The sequence below is a fragment of the Empedobacter falsenii genome, assembly GCF_013488205.1.
In the GTDB taxonomy this organism is placed as follows: domain Bacteria; phylum Bacteroidota; class Bacteroidia; order Flavobacteriales; family Weeksellaceae; genus Empedobacter; species Empedobacter falsenii_C.
Genome location: NZ_CP040908.1, coordinates 879375 through 899754, shown reverse-complemented (window position 1 = coordinate 899754; position 20380 = coordinate 879375). Strand labels below are relative to the sequence as shown.

General features: G+C 32.5%; 20 protein-coding genes. 11 read left to right on the top strand and 9 right to left on the bottom strand.

Annotated elements, in window-relative coordinates:
• Position 1: 1 nt before the first annotated feature.
• The 3 genes from FH779_RS04240 to FH779_RS04230 all read right to left on the bottom strand — a co-directional run bounded on the left by FH779_RS04240 (position 2) and on the right by FH779_RS04230 (position 5607).
• Positions 2 to 1285: a T9SS type A sorting domain-containing protein gene (locus FH779_RS04240; protein WP_180906182.1), complete on the bottom strand. Its 1284-nt coding sequence runs from the start codon at positions 1283 to 1285 to the stop codon at positions 2 to 4.
• Positions 1286 to 1566: 281 nt separating this feature from the next.
• The gene (odhB, locus tag FH779_RS04235) at positions 1567 to 2805 is read right to left on the bottom strand and encodes a 2-oxoglutarate dehydrogenase complex dihydrolipoyllysine-residue succinyltransferase (RefSeq protein ID WP_180906793.1); all 1239 of its coding nucleotides are present in this window, start codon (positions 2803 to 2805) and stop codon (positions 1567 to 1569) included.
• A 12-nt stretch (positions 2806 to 2817) separates the two neighbouring features.
• A complete protein-coding gene (locus FH779_RS04230) occupies positions 2818 to 5607 on the bottom strand; it encodes a 2-oxoglutarate dehydrogenase E1 component (RefSeq protein ID WP_114999514.1) in 2790 nt (929 codons plus the stop codon).
• Between the two features lie 157 nt (positions 5608 to 5764).
• Between FH779_RS04230 and FH779_RS04225 the strand changes: the two genes are divergently transcribed.
• Positions 5765 to 6916: a sensor histidine kinase gene (locus tag FH779_RS04225; protein ID WP_180906181.1), complete on the top strand. Its 1152-nt coding sequence runs from the start codon at positions 5765 to 5767 to the stop codon at positions 6914 to 6916.
• Positions 6917 to 7392: 476 nt separating this feature from the next.
• Here FH779_RS04225 and FH779_RS04220 read toward each other — a convergent pair whose 3' ends face one another.
• Genes FH779_RS04220 through rsmA form a run of 3 tightly spaced genes read right to left on the bottom strand, consistent with a single transcriptional unit; the run spans position 7393 to position 9978 of the window.
• Positions 7393 to 7842 carry a GyrI-like domain-containing protein gene (locus FH779_RS04220; protein WP_180906180.1) on the bottom strand — a complete coding sequence of 150 codons (450 nt, stop codon included), beginning with the start codon at positions 7840 to 7842 and terminating at the stop codon, positions 7393 to 7395.
• A gap of 9 nt (positions 7843 to 7851) precedes the next feature.
• Positions 7852 to 9207 (bottom strand): magnesium transporter, encoded by a 1356-nt coding sequence (mgtE, locus tag FH779_RS04215; protein ID WP_038332427.1) that lies wholly within the window; start codon positions 9205 to 9207, stop codon positions 7852 to 7854.
• A 3-nt stretch (positions 9208 to 9210) separates the two neighbouring features.
• Positions 9211 to 9978, bottom strand: a complete 768-nt coding sequence (gene rsmA, locus FH779_RS04210) for a 16S rRNA (adenine(1518)-N(6)/adenine(1519)-N(6))-dimethyltransferase RsmA (protein WP_180906179.1) — start codon at positions 9976 to 9978, stop codon at positions 9211 to 9213.
• 106 nt (positions 9979 to 10084) lie between these two features.
• Here rsmA and FH779_RS04205 point away from each other — a divergent pair, with 106 nt between their 5' ends.
• The 4 genes from FH779_RS04205 to truB are packed head-to-tail and all read left to right on the top strand — an operon-like array spanning position 10085 to position 12876.
• Entirely contained in the window at positions 10085 to 10978 is an 894-nt protein-coding gene (locus tag FH779_RS04205) for a cell division protein FtsX (RefSeq protein ID WP_180906178.1), read from the top strand.
• Positions 10978 to 11280, top strand: a complete 303-nt coding sequence (locus tag FH779_RS04200) for a DUF3098 domain-containing protein (RefSeq protein WP_052217597.1) — start codon at positions 10978 to 10980, stop codon at positions 11278 to 11280. Before FH779_RS04205 ends, FH779_RS04200 begins: the two co-directional genes overlap by 1 nt.
• Positions 11280 to 12164, top strand: coding sequence for an undecaprenyl-diphosphate phosphatase (locus FH779_RS04195; RefSeq protein ID WP_180906177.1), 885 nt, complete (start codon positions 11280 to 11282; stop codon positions 12162 to 12164). The genes FH779_RS04200 and FH779_RS04195 overlap by 1 nt, the downstream gene beginning before the upstream one ends.
• Before the next feature lies 1 nt (position 12165).
• Positions 12166 to 12876, top strand: coding sequence for a tRNA pseudouridine(55) synthase TruB (gene truB / locus FH779_RS04190; RefSeq protein WP_180906176.1), 711 nt, complete (start codon positions 12166 to 12168; stop codon positions 12874 to 12876).
• A 39-nt stretch (positions 12877 to 12915) separates the two neighbouring features.
• Here truB and FH779_RS04185 read toward each other — a convergent pair whose 3' ends face one another.
• On the bottom strand, positions 12916 to 13578 hold the full coding sequence (locus tag FH779_RS04185; protein ID WP_114999497.1) for an alpha/beta fold hydrolase: 663 nt from the start codon (positions 13576 to 13578) through the stop codon (positions 12916 to 12918).
• An 8-nt stretch (positions 13579 to 13586) separates the two neighbouring features.
• Complete coding sequence (locus tag FH779_RS04180; RefSeq protein ID WP_180906175.1) at positions 13587 to 14408, bottom strand: AraC family transcriptional regulator; 822 nt, start codon at positions 14406 to 14408, stop codon at positions 13587 to 13589.
• A gap of 195 nt (positions 14409 to 14603) precedes the next feature.
• Here FH779_RS04180 and FH779_RS04175 point away from each other — a divergent pair, with 195 nt between their 5' ends.
• The 6 genes from FH779_RS04175 (at position 14604) to FH779_RS04150 (ending at position 19366) form a co-directional block, all read left to right on the top strand.
• Positions 14604 to 16115 carry a succinate CoA transferase gene (locus tag FH779_RS04175; protein WP_180906174.1) on the top strand — a complete coding sequence of 504 codons (1512 nt, stop codon included), beginning with the start codon at positions 14604 to 14606 and terminating at the stop codon, positions 16113 to 16115.
• Between the two features lie 103 nt (positions 16116 to 16218).
• Positions 16219 to 16497, top strand: coding sequence for a hypothetical protein (locus FH779_RS04170; protein ID WP_038337307.1), 279 nt, complete (start codon positions 16219 to 16221; stop codon positions 16495 to 16497).
• A gap of 6 nt (positions 16498 to 16503) precedes the next feature.
• A complete protein-coding gene (locus tag FH779_RS04165) occupies positions 16504 to 16893 on the top strand; it encodes a hypothetical protein (protein ID WP_180906173.1) in 390 nt (129 codons plus the stop codon).
• 9 nt (positions 16894 to 16902) lie between these two features.
• Entirely contained in the window at positions 16903 to 18039 is a 1137-nt protein-coding gene (locus FH779_RS04160; protein WP_180906172.1) for a glutathionylspermidine synthase family protein, read from the top strand.
• Positions 18039 to 18473: a T6SS immunity protein Tdi1 domain-containing protein gene (locus tag FH779_RS04155; RefSeq protein WP_180906171.1), complete on the top strand. Its 435-nt coding sequence runs from the start codon at positions 18039 to 18041 to the stop codon at positions 18471 to 18473. The genes FH779_RS04160 and FH779_RS04155 overlap by 1 nt, the downstream gene beginning before the upstream one ends.
• 233 nt (positions 18474 to 18706) lie before the next feature.
• A complete protein-coding gene (locus FH779_RS04150) occupies positions 18707 to 19366 on the top strand; it encodes a DUF4240 domain-containing protein (RefSeq protein ID WP_180906170.1) in 660 nt (219 codons plus the stop codon).
• A 123-nt stretch (positions 19367 to 19489) separates the two neighbouring features.
• Here FH779_RS04150 and FH779_RS04145 read toward each other — a convergent pair whose 3' ends face one another.
• Positions 19490 to 20362 carry a tetratricopeptide repeat protein gene (locus tag FH779_RS04145; protein WP_180906169.1) on the bottom strand — a complete coding sequence of 291 codons (873 nt, stop codon included), beginning with the start codon at positions 20360 to 20362 and terminating at the stop codon, positions 19490 to 19492.
• Between the last annotated feature and the right edge of the window lie 18 nt (positions 20363 to 20380).

Genomic DNA, 20380 nt, shown 5'->3' with positions numbered 1-20380 from the left:
ATTAGTTTTTAATAAACTTAATTGATTCATTTGTTGAATCAGTTTTTATTTTTATGATATAAACTCCTTTATTTAAGAAACTTAAATCAATTTTATTATTCATAATATTGTCTGAGTTCCAAACTTTTTGACCTGCTAAATTATACACTTCAGCAGAATTTATGATAGCTTTTGTATGAATTGTCATTTCATTCATAACAGGATTTGGAGAAATTGTTGTAATAATTTTATCCAAAACATTTTCATTTGTAGACAAAGCTTCTTTCAATTCTATTACAAAACCTTTAAGATCCATTTCATCCCAATTGATTCCTATACCTCCTATATATTTTCCATTCGGAGAAATACCTGTAGGCAGCACAAAAGTAAAACTTTTGCTATCATACCCAACCTCTTTTACATAATCATCAATTTTAACAACTCCTTTATCTTTAAACCAAATAAAACCTTCTCCTTCTGTATTTGTAGCATACCAAGGCTTCCAATAACCCACCGCTGTATTTCCATCATCAGAAACAGCTACAATTGACGTGTTATAATCTGGATCTGAATGAACTATTTCTGTATAAGTATTAGTTGTTGCATTGTAAATATATGCTTCAGGTTCGTTGAAACCAACAATAATATTTCCATCAGCAGAAACTGCTAACGCCTCTCCTACAAGATTACCTTGTTTATCTTTAATAAATGTTTGTACACCGTTTTTCCAATAAACTCCTTTACGGAAACCATTTTCAGAATCTTGCCATCCTACAACAACAGTTCCATCTCCATTTACAGAATTTGGTCTTGAACTTTTACCTGCAACTGTAGAGCCCAAATCTTTCATTCCATTTGCTCTATTCCAAATAACTCCTATAGCTTGAGAAGCAGATTTCCATCCTAATCCAACGATCGTTTTACCATCGCTTGACATTCCCCATGAAGAAGTATCACTACCATTCGCACTCGCTCCTAAATACTCCCATGTTTGCGTAGTTGTATCATATAAAGCCATTTCATCGATTCCTGTAGCTGGATTTGTCATTGTTCCTGATACTAATTTTCCATCAGCAGAAATCGTTGTATTACCTGCTATATAATCATTATTTCCTCCAATTTCTCCAATTACTACAGGACCTTCTTCTTTTGTCCATTTAAAATGCAATACTCCTGCAGCATTTCCTACAGCTACACCGTCATTAGAGATATCTGTAACTTGAGCCCATGTACCCACATCATACACCTGAGCATTTGATTGTAAAAGTATTAACAACGTTAATACACTAAAGTAAATTTTCTTCATAATTTTATTGTGTTAATTCATTACTTTAAAATTATATTATATTTCAACATGTATTAATCAGTAATAATTTAAAGAATTAATTTCCTTAAAAAGGAAAATATAAAATGCTTATAATAAATAAATTATCTATTAAAAATTACATTATTTAAAAAACTGAATTTCTTTAAATCAATTACAAAAACACAAAAAAATAATATTATAAATCAAATCATTACATAAACCAAAAAAGCCATTCTTTCGAATGGCTTTCAATTTATGGATTGTTAGAATGTTTTTATGTATTACAATTCTAAAGCTCTTTTAGCGTCACCGCCCATTAATACGTTTAATGGATCTTCTACCGCTTCTTTAACTGCAACTAAGAATCCTACAGATTCGCGTCCGTCGATGATACGGTGGTCATAAGATAAAGCAACATACATCATTGGAGCGATAACGATTTGTCCGTTTTTAACAACTGGACGTTCAACAATATTGTGCATTCCTAAGATACCTGATTGAGGTGGGTTGATGATTGGTGTAGACATCATAGATCCAAATACACCACCATTAGTGATTGTAAATGTACCTCCTGTCATTTCATCAACAGAAATTTTTCCGTCACGTACTTTGATTGCTAAATCTTTGATAGATTGCTCAACACCACGGAAAGTTAAGTTTTCTGCATTACGTACTACTGGTACCATCAAACCTTTTGGTCCTGATACTGCAACAGAAACGTCAGCAAAGTCAAATTTTACTTGGTAGTCACCGTCAATCATAGAGTTTACGTCTGGGTATAACTCTAATGCACGTGTAACTGCTTTTGTAAAGAAAGACATAAATCCTAAACCAACACCGTGTTTAGCTTTGAATTCGTCTTTATATTGGTTACGTAAAGCAAAAATTGCAGACATATCAACTTCGTTGAATGTAGTTAACATTGCAGTTTCATTTTTAACAGAAACTAAACGTTGTGCAATTTTACGACGTAATGATGATAATTTTTTCTCTGATTGAGCACGAGTTCCTTGAGTAGAAGTTCCCATTGCTGGTGTAAAACGAGCTGCATCATCTTGAGTGATACGTCCGTCACGTCCTGAACCTTTTACTTGAGAAGCATCGATACCTTTTTCGTCTAAAACTTTTTTAGCCGCTGGAGATGGAGTTCCCGTAGCGTAAGTTGCAGCTGGAGCAGCAGGTGCTGGTGTAGCAACTGGAGCTGGAACAGCTTTTACTTCTTCTTTAACTTCAGCCTTAGGAGCTTCCGCAGCTGGTGCGCTACCTCCTTCTGGTCTTGGAGCATCCGTATCAATAAGACAAACAACTTGTCCTACTTCTACAACATCACCTTCTTCAGCTTTTAAAGTAATAATTCCACTTTCTTCTGCTGGCAATTCTAATGTCGCTTTATCTGAGTCAACCTCTGCAATTGCTTGGTCTTTTTCTACGTAATCACCGTCTTTTACTAACCACGTAGCGATCTCTACTTCTGTGATTGATTCCCCTGGTGATGGGACTTTCATTTCTAACATATCTATTAGCTTTATTTTTTAATTGAATACTTTATTAATTACCTCTTCGTAAATTGCAGCCCAACGTTTGCTTGAACCTGGTGCTGTGGCAGCACTTTCTGCTGGAGAAACGACATCGAATGGATATTTTCTTAATTTACGTAAGATGTACATCCAAGCTCCCATATTTTCTGGTTCTTCTTGTGCCCAAACCAATTTAGCATTACCAAATTTAGAGATGATAGCATCTACTTTTTCTTCATTTAAAGGATATAATTGCTCTAAACGAATAATTGCAGTTTCTTTATCTCCTAATTCTTGGCGTTTTTTGTCTAAATCGTAGTAGATTTTTCCTGAACAGAAAACTACTTTTTTCACTTTTTTCGCATCTACTGTTACATCTTCGATAATTTCTTGGAAACCTCCGTTTGAGAAATCTGCTAATGATGATACTGCTGATGGATGACGTAATAATGATTTTGGTGACATTACAACCAATGGTTTGCGGTAATCTGTTACAACCTGTCTTCTTAATGCATGGAAGAAGTTAGCTGGAGTTGTGATATTAGCAACAAACATATTGTTACCAGCACACATTTGTAAGAAACGCTCTAAACGTGCTGAAGAGTGCTCTGCTCCTTGCCCTTCATATCCATGAGGCAATAACATTACTAAACCGTTTTGTAATTTCCATTTATCTTCTGCTGCAGAAATATATTGGTCGATTACGATTTGTGCTCCATTCACAAAATCTCCAAATTGAGCTTCCCAAATAGTTAACGCTTTAGGATTTGCCATAGCATATCCATAATCGAAACCTAAAACTGCATATTCAGATAATAATGAGTTGTAGATTCTTAATTGACCTTGTTCATCATTAATATGGTTTAATAAGATAATTTCTTCTTCTGTGTCTTCAGTTTTTACAACTGCATGACGGTGAGAGAACGTTCCGCGTTCTACATCTTCCCCAGAAACACGCACGTTACGCCCGTCTGTTAAGATAGAACCGAAAGCTAAAGCTTCTCCTAATCCCCAGTCGATTTTATCTTCCTCAATCATTTTTCCTCGTCCTTCAATTAAACGAGAAACTTTTTTAATTAATTTTTTACCTTCTGGAACGGTAGAAACAGCTTTTGCAATTTCTTTTAATTTTGCTTCGTCGTAAGCAGTATTTGCTTGTTCAAAAACTTTTGCATCATCAGCAATTTCAAATCCTTCCCACTCTTCTGGCATGAAAGGGAAAATGTGATTACGCTCAATTTCTTTAGAAGCTTCAAAATTCGTTTCTAATAAAGCTTTAAATTCAGCTTCTTTTTGTTTAACGATTTCCTCACCAATTACACCTTCTTTTAATAATTTATCCTTGTAAATTTCACGAGGATTTGGGTGCTTAGCGATTAAGTTATATAATTTAGGTTGAGTGAATTTTGGCTCATCACCTTCGTTATGTCCATATTTACGGTATCCTAATAAATCGATGAATACATCAGAACCGAACTCTGCACGATAATCTGCTGCAAAACGGAAAGCGTGAACTACCGCTTCTACATCATCAGAATTTACATGCATTACAGGAGACAATGTTACTTTTGCAACATCTGTACAATATGTAGATGTACGCGCATCTAAATAGTTTGTTGTAAACCCAATTTGGTTATTTACCACAACGTGTACTGTTCCACCTGTTTTGTATCCGTCTAATCCTGCCATTTGAACAACCTCGTAAACGATTCCTTGTCCAGCTACAGCAGCATCACCATGAATTAAGATTGGAATAATTTTAGAATAATCATCTTTATAATCTTCCTCAACTTTTGCACGAGTAATCCCTTCTACAACTGCATCTACAGTCTCTAAGTGAGATGGGTTTGGTGCTAAATTGATTCGGATATCTTTTCCATTCAATGCTTTGATTTGATTAGATGATCCCATGTGATATTTAACATCACCAGCCATTAAATCTGTATCAAAAGCTTTTCCTTCGAATTCTGAAAAGATTTGAGAATATGATTTTCCAAAAATGTTAGCCAAAACATTCAAACGTCCACGGTGAGCCATCCCTACGATAACCTCTTGTACGCCGTGATCTGCAGAACGATTAATCAATGTATCCAAAGCAGGAATCAAAGATTCATTTCCTTCTACCGAGAAACGTTTTTGTCCAACATATTTCGTGTGCATAAAGTTTTCAAAAGCAGTTGCTTCATTCAACTTTTCTAAAACACGTTCTTTCTCCTCCTTAGATAATTTTGGTTGATTCAAGTTTTGGTTTAACCAATTCTGAATCCAATTAATTCTTTGAGGTTCTCTTACATACATATACTCGATTCCGATAGATTCGCAGTACATGTTTTCTAAGTGTCCAATGATTTCACGTAAAGTGATTGGTCCACCGATACCTAAAATTTCACCAGCGTTGAATGTTAAATCTAAATCAGCATCAGATAAACCAAAGTTTTTGATGTCTAAAGAAGGTTCAAAAGTTCTACGCGCTCTAACCGGGTTAGTCTTTGTAAATAAGTGTCCACGCGTACGGTAAGCATCAATCAAATTGATAACTTTAAATTCTTTCTGTACGTTGTCTGGAACTTGAGATACTACTGCAGGATTAACTACTGCTTGCGTTGTTTGACTAGCTCTGTTAGGAGCTGTTTGTGTTGCTGGTGCAAATAATGGCTCTCCATCATATGTTGCATTCGCAAAGTCATACCCTTGGAAAAAAGCTTTCCAACTTGGTTCAATACTATCCGGATATTGGACGTATTGATCATATAAGTCGCCTATAAACTCTAAATGAGCGGCATTTAAAAACGAAAAACGATCCATAAATTTTACTCTCTATGAGATTTAGCTACAAAAATAAACTATTTAAGGCTTTAAAAAAAATTACTTTCATCATATTTATCTTATCTCGCCATAAAAATATATTATAATCAAATAATCATTACATTTGATATAAATTTAAGAAAGATTTTACATTTAGATGAGAAATTTTCTAACAAAAAAAATAAACAAACGTTGGATTGGATTCTTTATAATATTTGTGATTTTCGCTATTACAATATGGTCGAGTAACAAAATTGTACAAGAGCTAAAACGTGAAGAACACAAACGTGTAGAGAATTATGCGCGATCGTTAGAGTTGATAAGCTCATCCGAATTTTTAGATCCGAAAACGCAAGATTTTCTATTCAAATTAATTGAAGACAACAAATCAATTCCTGTTGCACTTGTAGACGAAAAAGGCATTATTGTAGACACCAAAAATATTGATGAATCGATCGTAAAAGATTCGGTTCAATTAAAAAAATATGTCAACAAAATGAAATCGTCCGAACAAACAATCGATGTTGAATTAATCGGAACTAAAAATTATGTTTATTTCAAAAATTCAAAACTTCTTAGTCAATTACAATATTATCCGCTCATCATTATTTTATTGATTTTATTGTTTTTTGGATTTTCGTATTGGTATTTCAAAACAATTCGTGACACCGAAAAAAGTTATTTATGGGCCGGAATGGCAAAAGAAACGGCGCATCAAATTGGAACGCCACTTTCTTCGTTGATGGGTTGGGTAGAATTATTGAAATTGGAAGAAATCGATCAAACTTCGGTTATCGAAATTGAAAAAGATGTGGATCGATTGAAACATATTGCCGAACGTTTCTCAAAAATTGGTTCAACTTCTGAACTCAAACAAACTGATATTATTTCAACTTCCAAACAAACAGTGGATTATATTTCCCAACGCATTTCCAAAGGAATTGAAGTAAATTTTGTTACAGATGTAGAAGAATTTAATATTAATCTTAATTCTTCTTTATACAGTTGGGTTATCGAAAATTTGATGAAAAATGCAGCTGACGCCATGCAAAATAAGGGCGTTTTGGATGTCGATATAAAAACGAAGGGTAAATTTGTCGAAATTTCTATTGCTGATACAGGTTCTGGAATTCCGACCAAATTACAGAAAAAAATTTTTCAACCAGGCTTTACAACCAAAAAACGCGGTTGGGGATTGGGATTATCATTAGCTAAACGAATTATCGAAGATTACCACAAAGGAAAAATATTTGTTGCCAAATCATCCAAAGAAATCGGAACTGAGTTTAAGATTTTATTGAAAAAATAATCAGAAATATTACACAAAATCTTGATTATATAATGAGGTATACTTTTTGTGACTTTGTTAGAACGACAACTGTTTTGTAAAATTAATAATTATGAACGCAAAAGATGTATTGAAAGAATTACACGAAAAATATGATTTATAAGACTAGAATTTCTTCTGAAGCTGCCCAAGATATTGAACAAGCTCTTTCTTATTATTCAAACTTTTCTACATCTGCGGCAAAATCTTAAGTTTTGGAAACTTTGGAAATAATCCTTTCTATCAAGTGAACTATAGAAATTTGCGTTCAAAACCTTTTAGATCTTTTCCTTATTTGTTTTTTTTTGAAACTAATGAAGAAGAAAAAACTTTTTTATTTATGCAGTTTTTAATGCGCATAGAAATCCTACAAAATATCCAAAATAAAAAATGAGCTGAAAAGTTTTACTTTCAGCTCATTTTTTTAATATTATTTTCTAATATATCAGTATTAATTACTATTCTTTTACACCAATATAAATCTCAATTTCTGCATCAGCAGGATTTTGAGCTTTTTCGGTGTACAATTCGTAATCATATTTATACGTGCGATTTAGATTTGCATCATCATTCCAAATTTCTGTCCAAGTTTTCCCAACTGCTTCGTGCAATTCTCCTTTGGCAATATATTTTTTGAATGTTTGTGGCTCAAATTCACGACCAACCATACCTTCTGGAATTTCATCTAATGAAGAAACTTCTAAACCAATAATTGTCATATACTTTCCTGTAAAATCACTTTCGTAATCTGTGTAAACAGAATAAATATTAGAACTAATTGTATTTGGAATTTTAGTCATTATATTCTCACCAAAAAATTGATGCCACAGTTTTCCTAAATCTTCAATCGCTTGACTATCGTTATTAGACGTTTGAGTTGCTATTCCTATAATTTTTAATGTATTCATTTTATTTTTTTAAAATCCTAAAATCATTTTCGCAATTGAAAAATAAATCAACAAACCAAAAATATCATTACTTGTTGTGATAAATGGACCTGTAGCAATCGCAGGATCAACACCATATTTATGCAACATAATTGGAATAAATGTCCCAATCAAACTTGCTAAAATCATCACAATAACTAAAGCTAATACAATGGTTGAGGAAATTTCGTAACTCGTACTCATTAAAAAATGCGTCGCCAATAAAAGTACAAAAGCTAATAATGTACTGTTTAATAAAGCCAATAACATTTCTTTTCCTAATCTTTTCCAAATAGAACCCGAAATATTACTATTCGCCAAACCTTGCACAATAATCGCGGAAGATTGCACACCTACATTTCCTGCCATGGCAGCAACAAGCGGCGTAAAAAAGAATAATTGCGGATACAAATTCATCGCATCGCTAAAACTTTGCGACACATTAACTGCAACAAAACTACCTACCAAAGCCAATAAAAGCCAGGGCAAACGAGCGCGAGTTAATTTCAATATATTATCATCAGAATCGACATTTTGAGTAATCCCGGCTGCTAATTGATAATTTTCTTCAGCTTCTTCACGAATCACATCAATCACATCATCCACCGTAATTACACCAACCAAACGCATTAATTCATCTACAACAGGTACTTCGTACAAATCATATTTTTCGATTACTTTCGCAACCTCCATATCTTTTGTATAGGTCTTTACATATTGGATCTTTTCATTGTAAACATCTGCCACTTTTGTATTCGCAGAAGTCGTCAACAAACGCTTCAAACTCAATGTTCCAAGTAATTTTTCATCTTCATCAACAACATAAATTGAAAAAACCTCTTCTAAATCCTCAGCTTGTTTTCGCATTTGTTTTACTGCTGTGATTACCGACCAATCTTTGTTGACTTTTATCAACTCTTTTCCCATCAAACCTCCAGCCGTATCTTCGTCATAACGTAAAAGATCTACAATTTCACGGGCATGTTCTTGGTCTTCTAATTGCGCAATTACCTCATCTTTCTTTTCATCAGAAAGCTCATTAATGACGTCAACAGCATCATCGGTATCCATCTCATTGATGACATCTTCAGCAATTTCTTTTGCAGTAAGCGTTTTCAGGAATTTGCGTCGATCATCTTCCTCTAATTCAAGAAGGATATCTGCAGAAATTTCATTATCGAGTAAATCAATTACAAAAGACTGTTCTTTGGTCGAAAGCTCATCAAACAATTCAGCAATATCAGCGGGGTGCAAATCTTGCAACATCTCCTTAACCGCTTTAGCATTTTGCTGATTAATACTTTCGTTTAAATGTTCAATAAAATCTTTTGTAATTTTTACCTCCATAATCTATTTCATTCTTTTCGTTAACTCAATAAAATCTTCGACAGATAATTGTTCTGCGCGCATGTTCAAAAACTCGTGATCGTTTAAATCTTCAGGAATCCCCAAAGCTTTCAACGAATTACGAAGCGTTTTTCTTCTTTGTCCAAAACCAGCTTTTACCACTTGAAAAAATCGTTTCTGTTCAACTCCTTCAATTTCTGTTCGGTAGCGTTTCATAATAATAACGCCCGATTTCACTTTTGGTGGTGGTGTAAAAACGTGTTCTGGAACGGTGAACAAATACTCGCAATGATAATAAGCTTGCGCTAATACAGAAAGTATACCATAATCTTTTGTACCTTTTTTAGAAGCGATACGTTCGGCTACTTCTTTCTGAAACATTCCACAAATTTCGGGAACAGTATAACGCTCTTCTAAAGCTTTAAAAATAATTTGCGAAGATATATTATACGGAAAATTTCCTAAAATAGCAATTTGTTCATCAAACTTTGATGAAAAGTCCATTTTTAAGAAATCTTCGGAATGAATTTTAAATCCTGGGTAAAATGGTTGATAATATTCTTTTAAATATTCGACTGATTCTGTATCAATCTCCACAACCTCTATATTTTTCTTTGCTTGTAAAATATATTTTGTCAACACGCCCATTCCTGGACCAATTTCTAAGACACGATCATAACCTTCCCAAGTTAACCCTTCGGCGATGTCTCGTGCAATATTTTCATCATTCAAAAAATGCTGACCTAAATGTTTTTTAGCTTTTACTTTCAAAAATTCTAAATTTTAAGTTTTCTTTAACCAACTTACCGTAGAATATATACGGAATATCTTTCTTGCGAAATAAGTTTTTTTTATCTTAGCCCCAAAATTAACCCAAATGTCAAAAACGAACGATAAATTTGAGAAAAAAAGACTGCGATCTTCTAACATCACTGTTGTGATTAGTATTTCGCTTGTTTTATTTCTATTAGGTATTTTCGGCTTAATTGTCATTAATGCACAAAGTTACGCAGAACATCTAAAAAGAGAGTTAAAAATCGAGGCATATTTTAAAGATGTCGAAGATCCAAAATTAAAAGATAAGGAGCTTGATTTACAAAAATCTTATATCGATTCGTTGAAAGTGAAGTATCCTTTTGTTGAAGCTACACAGTATATCAGCAAAGAGGATGCAGCTAAAATTGCGAAAAAAGATTTGGGTACGGATGGTAGTGATTTCTTCGAAGAAAGTATTTTCCCTGCATCAGTTCAAATTACATTGAACCCTGCATTAATACAATCTGTTGAACAAATTGATTCTATTAATAAGGTATTGGCTAAAAATCCGATTGTAGACGAAGTAAAAAGTGACAAAGAAGCGATGGTAACGATTTACCACAGCATCAACAAAATTACTTTCTGGATTATGATTTTTGCTATTATTTTCTTAGTGATCGTTGTTGTATTAATCAACAACTCTATTCGTCTGAAAATTTACGCAAAACGTTTCAGCATCAAAACGATGCAATTAGTTGGTGCGCGTAGACGTTTTATTGTAAAACCTTTCTTGATAGAAGCTGCGATTTTAGGTTTCTTAGCAGCATTTATTGCAGCTATAGGATTAGGTTTCTTATGGTACATTTTAGCAACAAAAGTTGGTTTAGTACTTTGGAACCCAAGCTTCACTCCACTTATTATTATCTTAATTGGAATTGGAGTTATCATTGCCGTTTTCAGTACATTGTTTGCTGCATGGCGTTATTTAAGATTAAAAACTGATCAACTTTATTAATGAAATCAAATTCTATCGATACAACAAAAAAATCAGCATCTACAAATGATGCTGGTTTTACTTTTTTATTCGGAAAAAGAAATTACATTTTCATGGCAATTGGTGTTGCGCTAATTGGTCTTGGATTTTTATTGATGACAGGACACGATGCGAACACAAGACCAGACGGAACGTGGGATGCAAATTATTGGAACGACGAAATCTATTCTTTTCGTAGAATTAGATTAGCGCCATTTTTAGTTGTCGTTGGTTTCATCGTCGAGATTTATGCCATTTTAATCAATCCGAATAAAGAAAAATAATGAACACTTTACAAGCAATTATCATTGCTATTATAGAAGGTCTTACCGAATATTTACCGATTTCTTCTACAGCGCACATGGGATTTACCGCTGCGTTGATGGGTATGGAACCAAGTGATTTCTTAAGTATGTTTCAAGTATCAATACAATTTGGAGCTATTTTATCTATCGTTGTTTTGTATTCGAAAAAATTCTTTGACTTCAAAAACTTCAACATCAATTTTTACATCAAATTAGCATGTGCAGTTGTACCCGCTTTAGTTTTAGGAAAATTATTTGATGATAAAATCGAAGCTGTTTTAAAAGAACAATTCTATATTTCTGGAATGTTGGTTTTTGGAGGAGTTGTTTTATTATTTGTAGACAAATGGTTCAAAAATCCTAAAATTGATGATGAAAAAGACATTTCTTTAAAACAAGCTATTATTATCGGTTTTTGGCAATGTTTGGCAATGATGCCAGGAACTTCTCGTTCTGCTGCCTCTATTATTGGTGGTATGACACAAGGATTATCACGTAAAGCTGCTGCAGAATTTTCATTCTTTTTGGCTGTTCCTACCATGTTAGCAGTTACAGTTTATTCTGTTTTTGTAAAAACTTGGGGAAAAGAAGGTCCAACACCAATGAAAGGCTATGAAATGATTTTACAAGATCAGAATCATATTATATTGTTTGTAATTGGTAATGTTGTCGCATTTATTGTAGCATTAATCGCAGTGAAAACATTTATCGCAGTTTTAACAAAATATGGTTTCAAATTTTGGGGGTGGTACAGAATTATTATCGGAATTATTTTATTGATTTATTTCTCATATAATTCTCCAACACAAGCAGAAAAAGACAATGCCTCTTCAGTAGAAACTACAATGATTCAGCACAAATAAGATGAATGTAGAAAAAATACAAGAAGGTCACGTTTTTTTGATTGATAAACCACTTGATTGGACATCTTTTGATGTCGTAAATAAGATTCGTTGGAACATTAGAAAAGCATATAACTTAAAGAAAATAAAAGTTGGACATGCTGGGACTTTAGATCCAAAAGCTACTGGACTTTTATTGGTTTGTACAGGGAAATGGACAAAACGCATTGATGAATTTCAGGCGCAAGAAAAGACTTATACTGGTACAATTAAATTAGGTGTAACGACGCCTACATATGATTTGGAATCGGAAGAAGATCATACTTTTCCTACTGAACATATCACAGAAGAAATCATTCACGAAGCAACGAAGCAATTTATTGGAGAGATTGAACAATTTCCACCAATGCATTCAGCAGTAAAAGTAGATGGAAAACGTTTGTATGAATTAGCTCGCGAAGGTCAAGAAATAGAACGTAAAGCACGTAAAATAACGATTCACGATTTTAAAATTACAAAAATAGATTTACCTTTTGTCGATTTTGAAGTGAATTGTAGCAAAGGAACCTACATTCGTTCTTTGGCTTTTGATTTTGGAAAAGCAGTCAATTCTGGTGGATATTTAACAGCACTTCGTCGTACAAAAATTGGCGAATTTGATGTCATCAATGCTGAAAATTTCGCTTTAGAAAAAAGCTATTTTGAAGAAGAAAATACAACAGAAGAAGTATAAAATCAGAAAAGCTTGAACAAATGTTCAAGCTTTTTTTAGTTATAAAGTGATTAATACTTTATTTATTTCATCGCTCACTAATTTTGGCTTTTGCATCACCATAATATGTGTTCCGCCTTCTATTTGTATTGCATCTTTGATATATTCAATCGGAAAAACAATATCTTTTGTACCATGAATATGTGTGATATTTTCTTCGTGATAAGCTGTAGAATGTTCCCAGTTTACAATCTTATGAATCGACCAACTTAAATATTCTTTGTTTCGAAACTCAAAAATATCGTCAATATTATCTTTTTCTCGATCAGTATAATATAATTTTCGCATCATCATGTACGAAAATGTCCGATCCGAAGTTAAGAAACTCATCGGAATTATTTTGTGTGCATTAATAGAAGCCGAGAATCGAAATAACTTCGGAAGCTCTGCCCTATTCTTCACTGTCGAAATCAGAAATGTATGTTTTGGATTAATAAAACGATTCATTTCCTGCACAATTATTCCACCAAAAGATAATCCCATCAAAAGAAAATCTTCTGTGGGATTTATTTTATCTAATAATCTTTCGGTATAATGAGCCAAAGTTTCATCTTTCTCTGGATCTAACCAAGGAATATAAACTTGCTCAAAATCTTGTTCCAAGCGTAGATTTCGAAAAGCATTTGCGTTTGCGCCTAATCCACTTACTTGATAAATTTTCATACCTTAATTTATAATATATCTTTTTTCTTTGAGTAATCTGTTGGACGAACTCCAATTACTTTTTGGAATGTATTACTAAATGTTGGTAAACTATTGTAACCAACCATTGTCGAAATTTCACTGATTGAATACGTATTATCAATTAACAATTGTAAAGCGCGTAACATTCTTAAAATAGTGAAATATTGAACAAATGTCATATTCAAATCTTTTTGGAATAATCGTGATAATGATCGTTCAGAGAAACCGAATTCGGCTGTAATTTTCTTCATTGTAATCGAAGAATCCATATTATCATCTAAGAATTGAACGATTTTTTTCAGACGTTCGTCGTGTGGTAATGGAAGAGCTAATCGTAAACTACTTTTGCTTACTTTAGGTAATATTTCTTTAAAAGCTTGTGCAATTACATATTCGCTTCTGTTTTCTGGAACAATATCTCCTTTCCATTGGTTAGAAAATAATAAAAGCTCTAACAACAATCCATCAGCAGGATAGATTCCTACTTTTTTATAAAACGAATTATCACTTTCATTAATAGGGAAATATAAATTTCTCATAATCACCTCTGGTGTATTTGGGTGTATACTATGTTCCACATGAGGCGGTATCCACATATAGTGTCTTGCAGGTAAATAAAAAGTATCTTTTCCTATTTTTACATAAACTATTCCTCCCTCACAATAAAGAAATTGCGCTTTGTTATGTTTATGTTCTACCACGTATGCTTCCGAAATTTCCTTATGGTAACAGAAAATTGAGGTTGGTAATTTGTCAATTTCGGTTAGGTAATATCGTGTTTCGAACTTATTATCCAAATGTATATTCATAGTTTCTTTAATCTGCGAACTAATATAATAATTTATTTGATATGATGTATAATGTACACAAATAAAAATGTCCGAAATAGATAATTATTTGACTATTTTTAATATTAACTTTTTATTAATTAATCCAATATTTGTAATTCCCTTCGTTCAGAAGGGAACAATTATTGAATAGTATTAGAAAGAAAAAGTTGCATTATGTTGGAAAGAATAAAATTAACTAACTTACAGTCAAAAGTAATGACAGCAGAGGAGTCTGCCAAATTTTTTGAAGATGGAATGACTGTTGGTTCTAGTGGTTTTACAAGAGGAGGCGATACAAAAGTTGTATTAAAAGCTGTTGCGGAGCGTGCCAAATCTGAAAATTTAAAAATCACTTTAGTAACAGGAGCTTCATTAGGACATGGTACAGACGCAGCTTTAGTAGAAAGTGGAGCATTAAAAAAACGTTTACCATTCCAAGTAGACACTGTAATGCGTAAAAATATAAATGCAGGTAATGTTTTATTTATCGATCAGCATTTAGGAGAAACTGCTGAACATATTTTAGATGGACAATTTAAAATTAATTTAGGTGTTTTAGAAGTTGCTGAAATTTTAGAAGATGGTTCTTTAGTACCTACAACTTCTATCGGTAATAATGCTGAAATTGCTGCAAATGCAGACAAATTAATCATCGAGATTAACACGTCTATTCCTACAAATATCAAAGGTATTCACGATATTTATAGTGTAGAAGAATATGGAAAACGTACTCCAATTAACATCACTGCTTGTGATACAAAAATTGGAACAGAAACAATAAAAGTAGATCCTTCTAAAATTGTTGGAATTGTTTTTCACGACATTCAAGATGCTCCTGGAGACATTCAACCAGCTGATGAAGCGACTTCTGCAATCGCTCAAAACATTGTAAAATTCTTCGAAAATGAAGTCGAAGAAGGTCGTCTTACAAAATCATTAATGCCATTACAATGTGGTATTGGTAAAGTTGCAAACGCTGTTTTAGGTGGTTTAGAACATTCTGATTTTGAAGATTTAGTCATGTATTCAGAAGTTTTACAAGATTCTACATTTGACTTAATCGATTCTGGAAAAATGAAATTTGCTTCAGCATCTTCTATGACAGTTTCACAAGAATGTTACGATCGTGTAATTGGAAACATCGACAATTATAAAGATAAAATTGTTTTACGTCCACAATCTATTTCTAACTCTGCCGAAGTTATTCGTCGTTTAGGAATTATCGGAATCAATACATCTTTAGAGTGTGATATTTATGGTAACGTAAACTCAACTCACGTTTCTGGTACTCATATAATGAACGGTATTGGAGGTTCTGGAGATTTTGCTCGTAATGCATTTATCTCAATCTTCGTTACAGCTTCTATCGCAAAAGGTGGTAATATTTCGTCTATCGTTCCTATGGTTTCTCACACAGATCACACAGAACACGATGTAGATATTATTGTAACAGAGCAAGGTTTAGCTGATTTGAGAGGTTTAGCGCCACGCGAAAGAGCCATCGAAATCATCAATAACTGTGTTCACCCAGATTATAAAGCAGAATTATTATCTTACTTCGAAAGAGCTTGTGCAGAAAGAGGTGGTCAAACGCCACATATCTTAGAAGAAGCGTTCTCTTGGCACACAAGATTGAAACAAACAGGTTCTATGAAAAAAGAAGAATTATTAGTTTTAAATCATTAGAATAATAAATAATAAGACTATACTTTTTTTAAAGCATAATTCAGAATTTCTGGATTGTGCTTTTTTTGTGAAATAATGTAACTTTGTTAGAAGTCTAAGAAACATGAAAAAAATACTTTTAATAACACTACCATTGACAACTTTTTTCGCGTGTCAATCTAATCAAAACGAAAATCAGAATTTAGAACAAATTGATAAAAAATCGGCTCGTGAAGTTGTTTTAACAACCGAAACAAAAGGCGATTCTGTTTTACATATTACTAAACAAAAAATTTGGTCAAACGATTTGATGATTGCAGAAAAAGTAGATACGTTGATTACGCACAAACAATATACACCTACCGATTCTACTAAAATTCCTATTTACGTAACCATTCAATAATCTACCATGAATAAAAAAGAAAAAAGAGCAAGTAAAGTTGTAACTTTAGTGTTAATTTCTTCGGTTCTTAGTTCATGTATGAATCGTGAAGAAGCACCCGTTACGAACAATGCGCAAAAGGTATATATGCGTGCAGATTCTACTGCGCCTTACACAGATGTTACGTCAAATTATTCGTCGCATTCTGGTGGTTCACATCACGGCGGAATGGGAAGTTCGTTGCTTTGGTTTATGGCTTTTCGTAGCTTAACTGGTGGTGGAATGGGCTATGCAAGTCAAGGTTTGCATCAACAATCTAATGTCGGAACAAACGCGGCAAAAGCACAAGCGTACAAAAGTCAAACTGTTCGTGGTGGATTCGGAAAATCTGCTTCTTCTCGTTCAGTTTCATCTTAAACAAATTTTATGCAATTAAAAAGAATAAAAGCTGACGAAAACTGGCAAGAAAGGTTAGAAAATATCGGCTTTGGTTATCATACAGACGAAAATAAACAAACCTATTGGGTAGAAGATTATTATTATTCGATTTCAGAAAAAGAAGCGGATAAAATTTTTGAAGCGACAAACGAATTATGGGAAATGTGCTTGAATGCTGTCGAACATGTGATTCAAAATAATCGTTTGGACGAATTTAAAATTCCAAAATTTATTCAACCTTATTTGATTGATACATGGGAAAATGATGCGCCAAGTATTTATGGTCGTTTTGATTTTGCTTATGATAATGATCAATTAAAAATGTTAGAATTCAATGCTGATACACCAACTTCTTTGTTCGAATGTGGTGTTATACAATGGCTTTGGATGGAGAATTATTTTGGAGAAACGAAAGATCAATTCAATTCTGTTCATGATAAATTAATTGAAACGTGGAAAATGTTAAAACCTTATTTGAATGGTGAAACTTTACATTTTTCGTGCGTGAGAGAATCGTTAGAAGATTTGACGAATATCGAATATATCAGAGATTGTGCAATACAAGCCGGAATTAATACCAAATTAATTTACGTCGACGAAATCGGTTGGAATAATGTCAATTTTGTTGATTTAGAAGAAGAACCAATTACAGATATTTTCAAACTTTATCCGTGGGAATGGATGATGAACGAGTTGTTTGCGTACAACATCAAAAATGATGAAATCAACGCAAATTGGATAGAACCAGCTTGGAAAATGATTCTTTCAAACAAAGCTATTTTGCCTATTTTGTGGGAATTATATCCAAATCATCCGTTGTTGTTAGAAGCTTATGCAGATTCGCCGAATGAGATGAAAAATTATGTCAAAAAACCATTGTTATCGCGTGAAGGTGCAAATGTAGAAGTTGTAAAAAACGGCACTATTTCTGAACAAACTTCGGGCGAATATGGTGAAGAAGGTTTTATTTATCAAGCTTTAGCAAATTTACATCACGAAGATACGGGTTATACTATTATCGGAAGTTGGATTATTGGACAAGAATCGTGTGGAATTACTTTCCGCGAAAGTGACGAATTTATTACAACCGATAAAAGTCGTTTTGTTCCGCATATTATTGAGTAATGTTAACAACAATCAACGAAAATTGGAAATGGAAAGGCGTAAATGCTATCAAAATAATTGATCAAAATGATTTTGGAAATATTATTTTTCAAAACATTGATAATTCAATTTGGAGAATCTGCCCAGAAGAATTAGAATGTATAAAAATAGCAATCAATTTAGAAGATTTTAATAGTTTAAAATTAGATAATGATTTTATTATTGATTGGAATTTTGAACATTTAGTAAATAAATGCAAGGAAGAAATTGGTAATTTAGAACTAAATGAAAAATATTATTTAATAATTCCGGCTATTCTCGGAGGCAAATACGAAACTTCTAATATAAGTAAGATTAATTTCGAGGAATTAATAAGTATTTCAGCTGATTTAGCTTTTCAAGTAAATAATTTAGCAAATGGTCAAAGAATTATTTTCAAAACATTAAATAAATAAAAATTAAAAAGTCTAATTTCACTCCGAATTAGACTTTTTTAGTTGGAACAAAATCAAATAATTAGCTCAAAAATTGCAAATAGTTTAAAAATTCGTAGGTTTCATCGTATTTATTTCATAAATTATAAAAAGATTCTGTTAAAATGTTTTATCAATTAAAGGTTTAAGAAATAAAACGTTAGATAATTTTTCACGAATCAAAACCAACTAAATACAAACCAAAAAGTAGAAATATGGATTTTTTAGATGATTTGTTTAACTCTTCAACCCTTCCCACAGAGCGCATTTCGCGTATGCTCGAAGAAGATTTGTTTTGGCAAATTATAGAAAATTCTTTGCTCAATGCCAATAATTTGCAAGATCAAGAAAAGGCTTTGGAGCAAGAATTAGAAGATCTAACTGCCGAGGACATTATTGGGTTTCAACTTCGATTAGAGTTCTATTCGTATTCATTACATTCGCCTGAAATATGGTGTGCTGCTTGTATTATGAATGACGATACAGATCCTACGCATTTCTATTATTTCAAAAATTGGATTATTTCGCAAGGACAAGAATTGTTTGAAAAGGCAATTTTGAATCCTGATAATTTAGCCGATTATTTTAACGAAGGCTTTAACGAAGATGATTTATATGAATTTGAAGATTTTCATTTAATCGCTGATGATGTTTTCTACGAAAAATTTGAACACAAAATTATTGATTTTGTAGACAAAGAATGTTTTAAATTTTATACCGAAAAATCTCCAAAACCTGATTTTGATTGGGATGACGAAAATTTAACCAATTTACAAATCATTTGCCCAAGATTATTCAAAGTTTTTATAGAAGATTATTCTCCAGACGACGACGAAATGGAAGATGATTTTGATGATGAAGACGAGTTTTTGTAGTTTTTTTTCTAAATTTAACTTAATAAAGTTATCATTCTAAACTACTCAGTCATCTTTCACTCGTTTCAAGATCAGATCACAACAAAAATATTCCCTTGAGAGAAATGTAGTTGTGTTAAAAAACTAATCCTCTTTCAATAAAATCTCTACTTCTAAATATTCGTGGTAATTTTTGACAAAATCATGTTCAAAATCAATGTCTTCTAAGCGCATTTGCACGCCTTTTTTATCAACATCAATGTAATCTAAAATCGTTTGAACATTATAAAGTTCAAGATTATGAAACGTAGGATACAACGTAATTTGCTTTAAGGTAAGTGCCATAATAAAACAATTGATTCCATTAAAATTAACCCCGATATCAGCGAAATTCTTATAAAAAGCAATCAAATTTGTTTTGAGCTGAAGATTATAATTAAAACTTCTCAACTTGAAATTTTTTAAGACCAATCGATTCGTCGTTTTCAAGACAATTTCTTCTGTGATCTGAAGATTTTTACTCAATAATTCTAAAACTTGTTTATCCTCAACCAATTGATACAAAATATTCAAATATCGTTTAGCTTCATCAAATTCAAACAATTCCAAACTCACTAAAATTGATAAGAAAAGAAATCGTTGATTGGTAGGATACACAATTTCTATTTCTTTCAAATACTTTTGTGCTTCCTCAAATTTCAATTTATGAATATAATATTCGGCAATGTAGAAATTCGCCGCATACAAGTAATAATCTTCCTTTTTTGCTTCTAAAAGATACAAAATCGACTCTTCGTTGAAGTTTAAATTGCGCTGAACAACTCCTTTCAGAAAAAGTGCTTTTTTATCTTTTGGATATTCGTGTAGCAACTGATTTAATAAATCTTGTGCCTTAATTAATTGCTGAATCGGATTGTGAATAAACGAAAAACTTTTCCAAATGGGATATTGATTCTCATCCATCTCGTCGTCAAGAATCAAGAAAAAAATATCATTAAAAAGTTTATTGTAATCCACAGTATAAGTTTTTTAGTA

Excerpts from the sequence above, each read along its gene's own strand:
- FH779_RS04240 (WP_180906182.1), bottom strand. The coding sequence starts at position 1,285 with ATGAAGAAAATTTACTTTAGTGTATTAACGTTGTTAATACTTTTACAA.
- FH779_RS04230 (WP_114999514.1), bottom strand. The coding sequence starts at position 5,607 with ATGGATCGTTTTTCGTTTTTAAATGCCGCTCATTTAGAGTTTATAGGC.
- FH779_RS04225 (WP_180906181.1), top strand. The coding sequence starts at position 5,765 with ATGAGAAATTTTCTAACAAAAAAAATAAACAAACGTTGGATTGGATTC.
- FH779_RS04220 (WP_180906180.1), bottom strand. The coding sequence starts at position 7,842 with ATGAATACATTAAAAATTATAGGAATAGCAACTCAAACGTCTAATAAC.
- mgtE (WP_038332427.1), bottom strand. The coding sequence starts at position 9,207 with ATGGAGGTAAAAATTACAAAAGATTTTATTGAACATTTAAACGAAAGT.
- FH779_RS04205 (WP_180906178.1), top strand. The coding sequence starts at position 10,085 with ATGTCAAAAACGAACGATAAATTTGAGAAAAAAAGACTGCGATCTTCT.
- FH779_RS04200 (WP_052217597.1), top strand. The coding sequence starts at position 10,978 with ATGAAATCAAATTCTATCGATACAACAAAAAAATCAGCATCTACAAAT.
- FH779_RS04195 (WP_180906177.1), top strand. The coding sequence starts at position 11,280 with ATGAACACTTTACAAGCAATTATCATTGCTATTATAGAAGGTCTTACC.
- truB (WP_180906176.1), top strand. The coding sequence starts at position 12,166 with ATGAATGTAGAAAAAATACAAGAAGGTCACGTTTTTTTGATTGATAAA.
- FH779_RS04185 (WP_114999497.1), bottom strand. The coding sequence starts at position 13,578 with ATGAAAATTTATCAAGTAAGTGGATTAGGCGCAAACGCAAATGCTTTT.
- FH779_RS04180 (WP_180906175.1), bottom strand. The coding sequence starts at position 14,408 with ATGAATATACATTTGGATAATAAGTTCGAAACACGATATTACCTAACC.
- FH779_RS04175 (WP_180906174.1), top strand. The coding sequence starts at position 14,604 with ATGTTGGAAAGAATAAAATTAACTAACTTACAGTCAAAAGTAATGACA.
- FH779_RS04170 (WP_038337307.1), top strand. The coding sequence starts at position 16,219 with ATGAAAAAAATACTTTTAATAACACTACCATTGACAACTTTTTTCGCG.
- FH779_RS04165 (WP_180906173.1), top strand. The coding sequence starts at position 16,504 with ATGAATAAAAAAGAAAAAAGAGCAAGTAAAGTTGTAACTTTAGTGTTA.
- FH779_RS04160 (WP_180906172.1), top strand. The coding sequence starts at position 16,903 with ATGCAATTAAAAAGAATAAAAGCTGACGAAAACTGGCAAGAAAGGTTA.
- FH779_RS04155 (WP_180906171.1), top strand. The coding sequence starts at position 18,039 with ATGTTAACAACAATCAACGAAAATTGGAAATGGAAAGGCGTAAATGCT.
- FH779_RS04150 (WP_180906170.1), top strand. The coding sequence starts at position 18,707 with ATGGATTTTTTAGATGATTTGTTTAACTCTTCAACCCTTCCCACAGAG.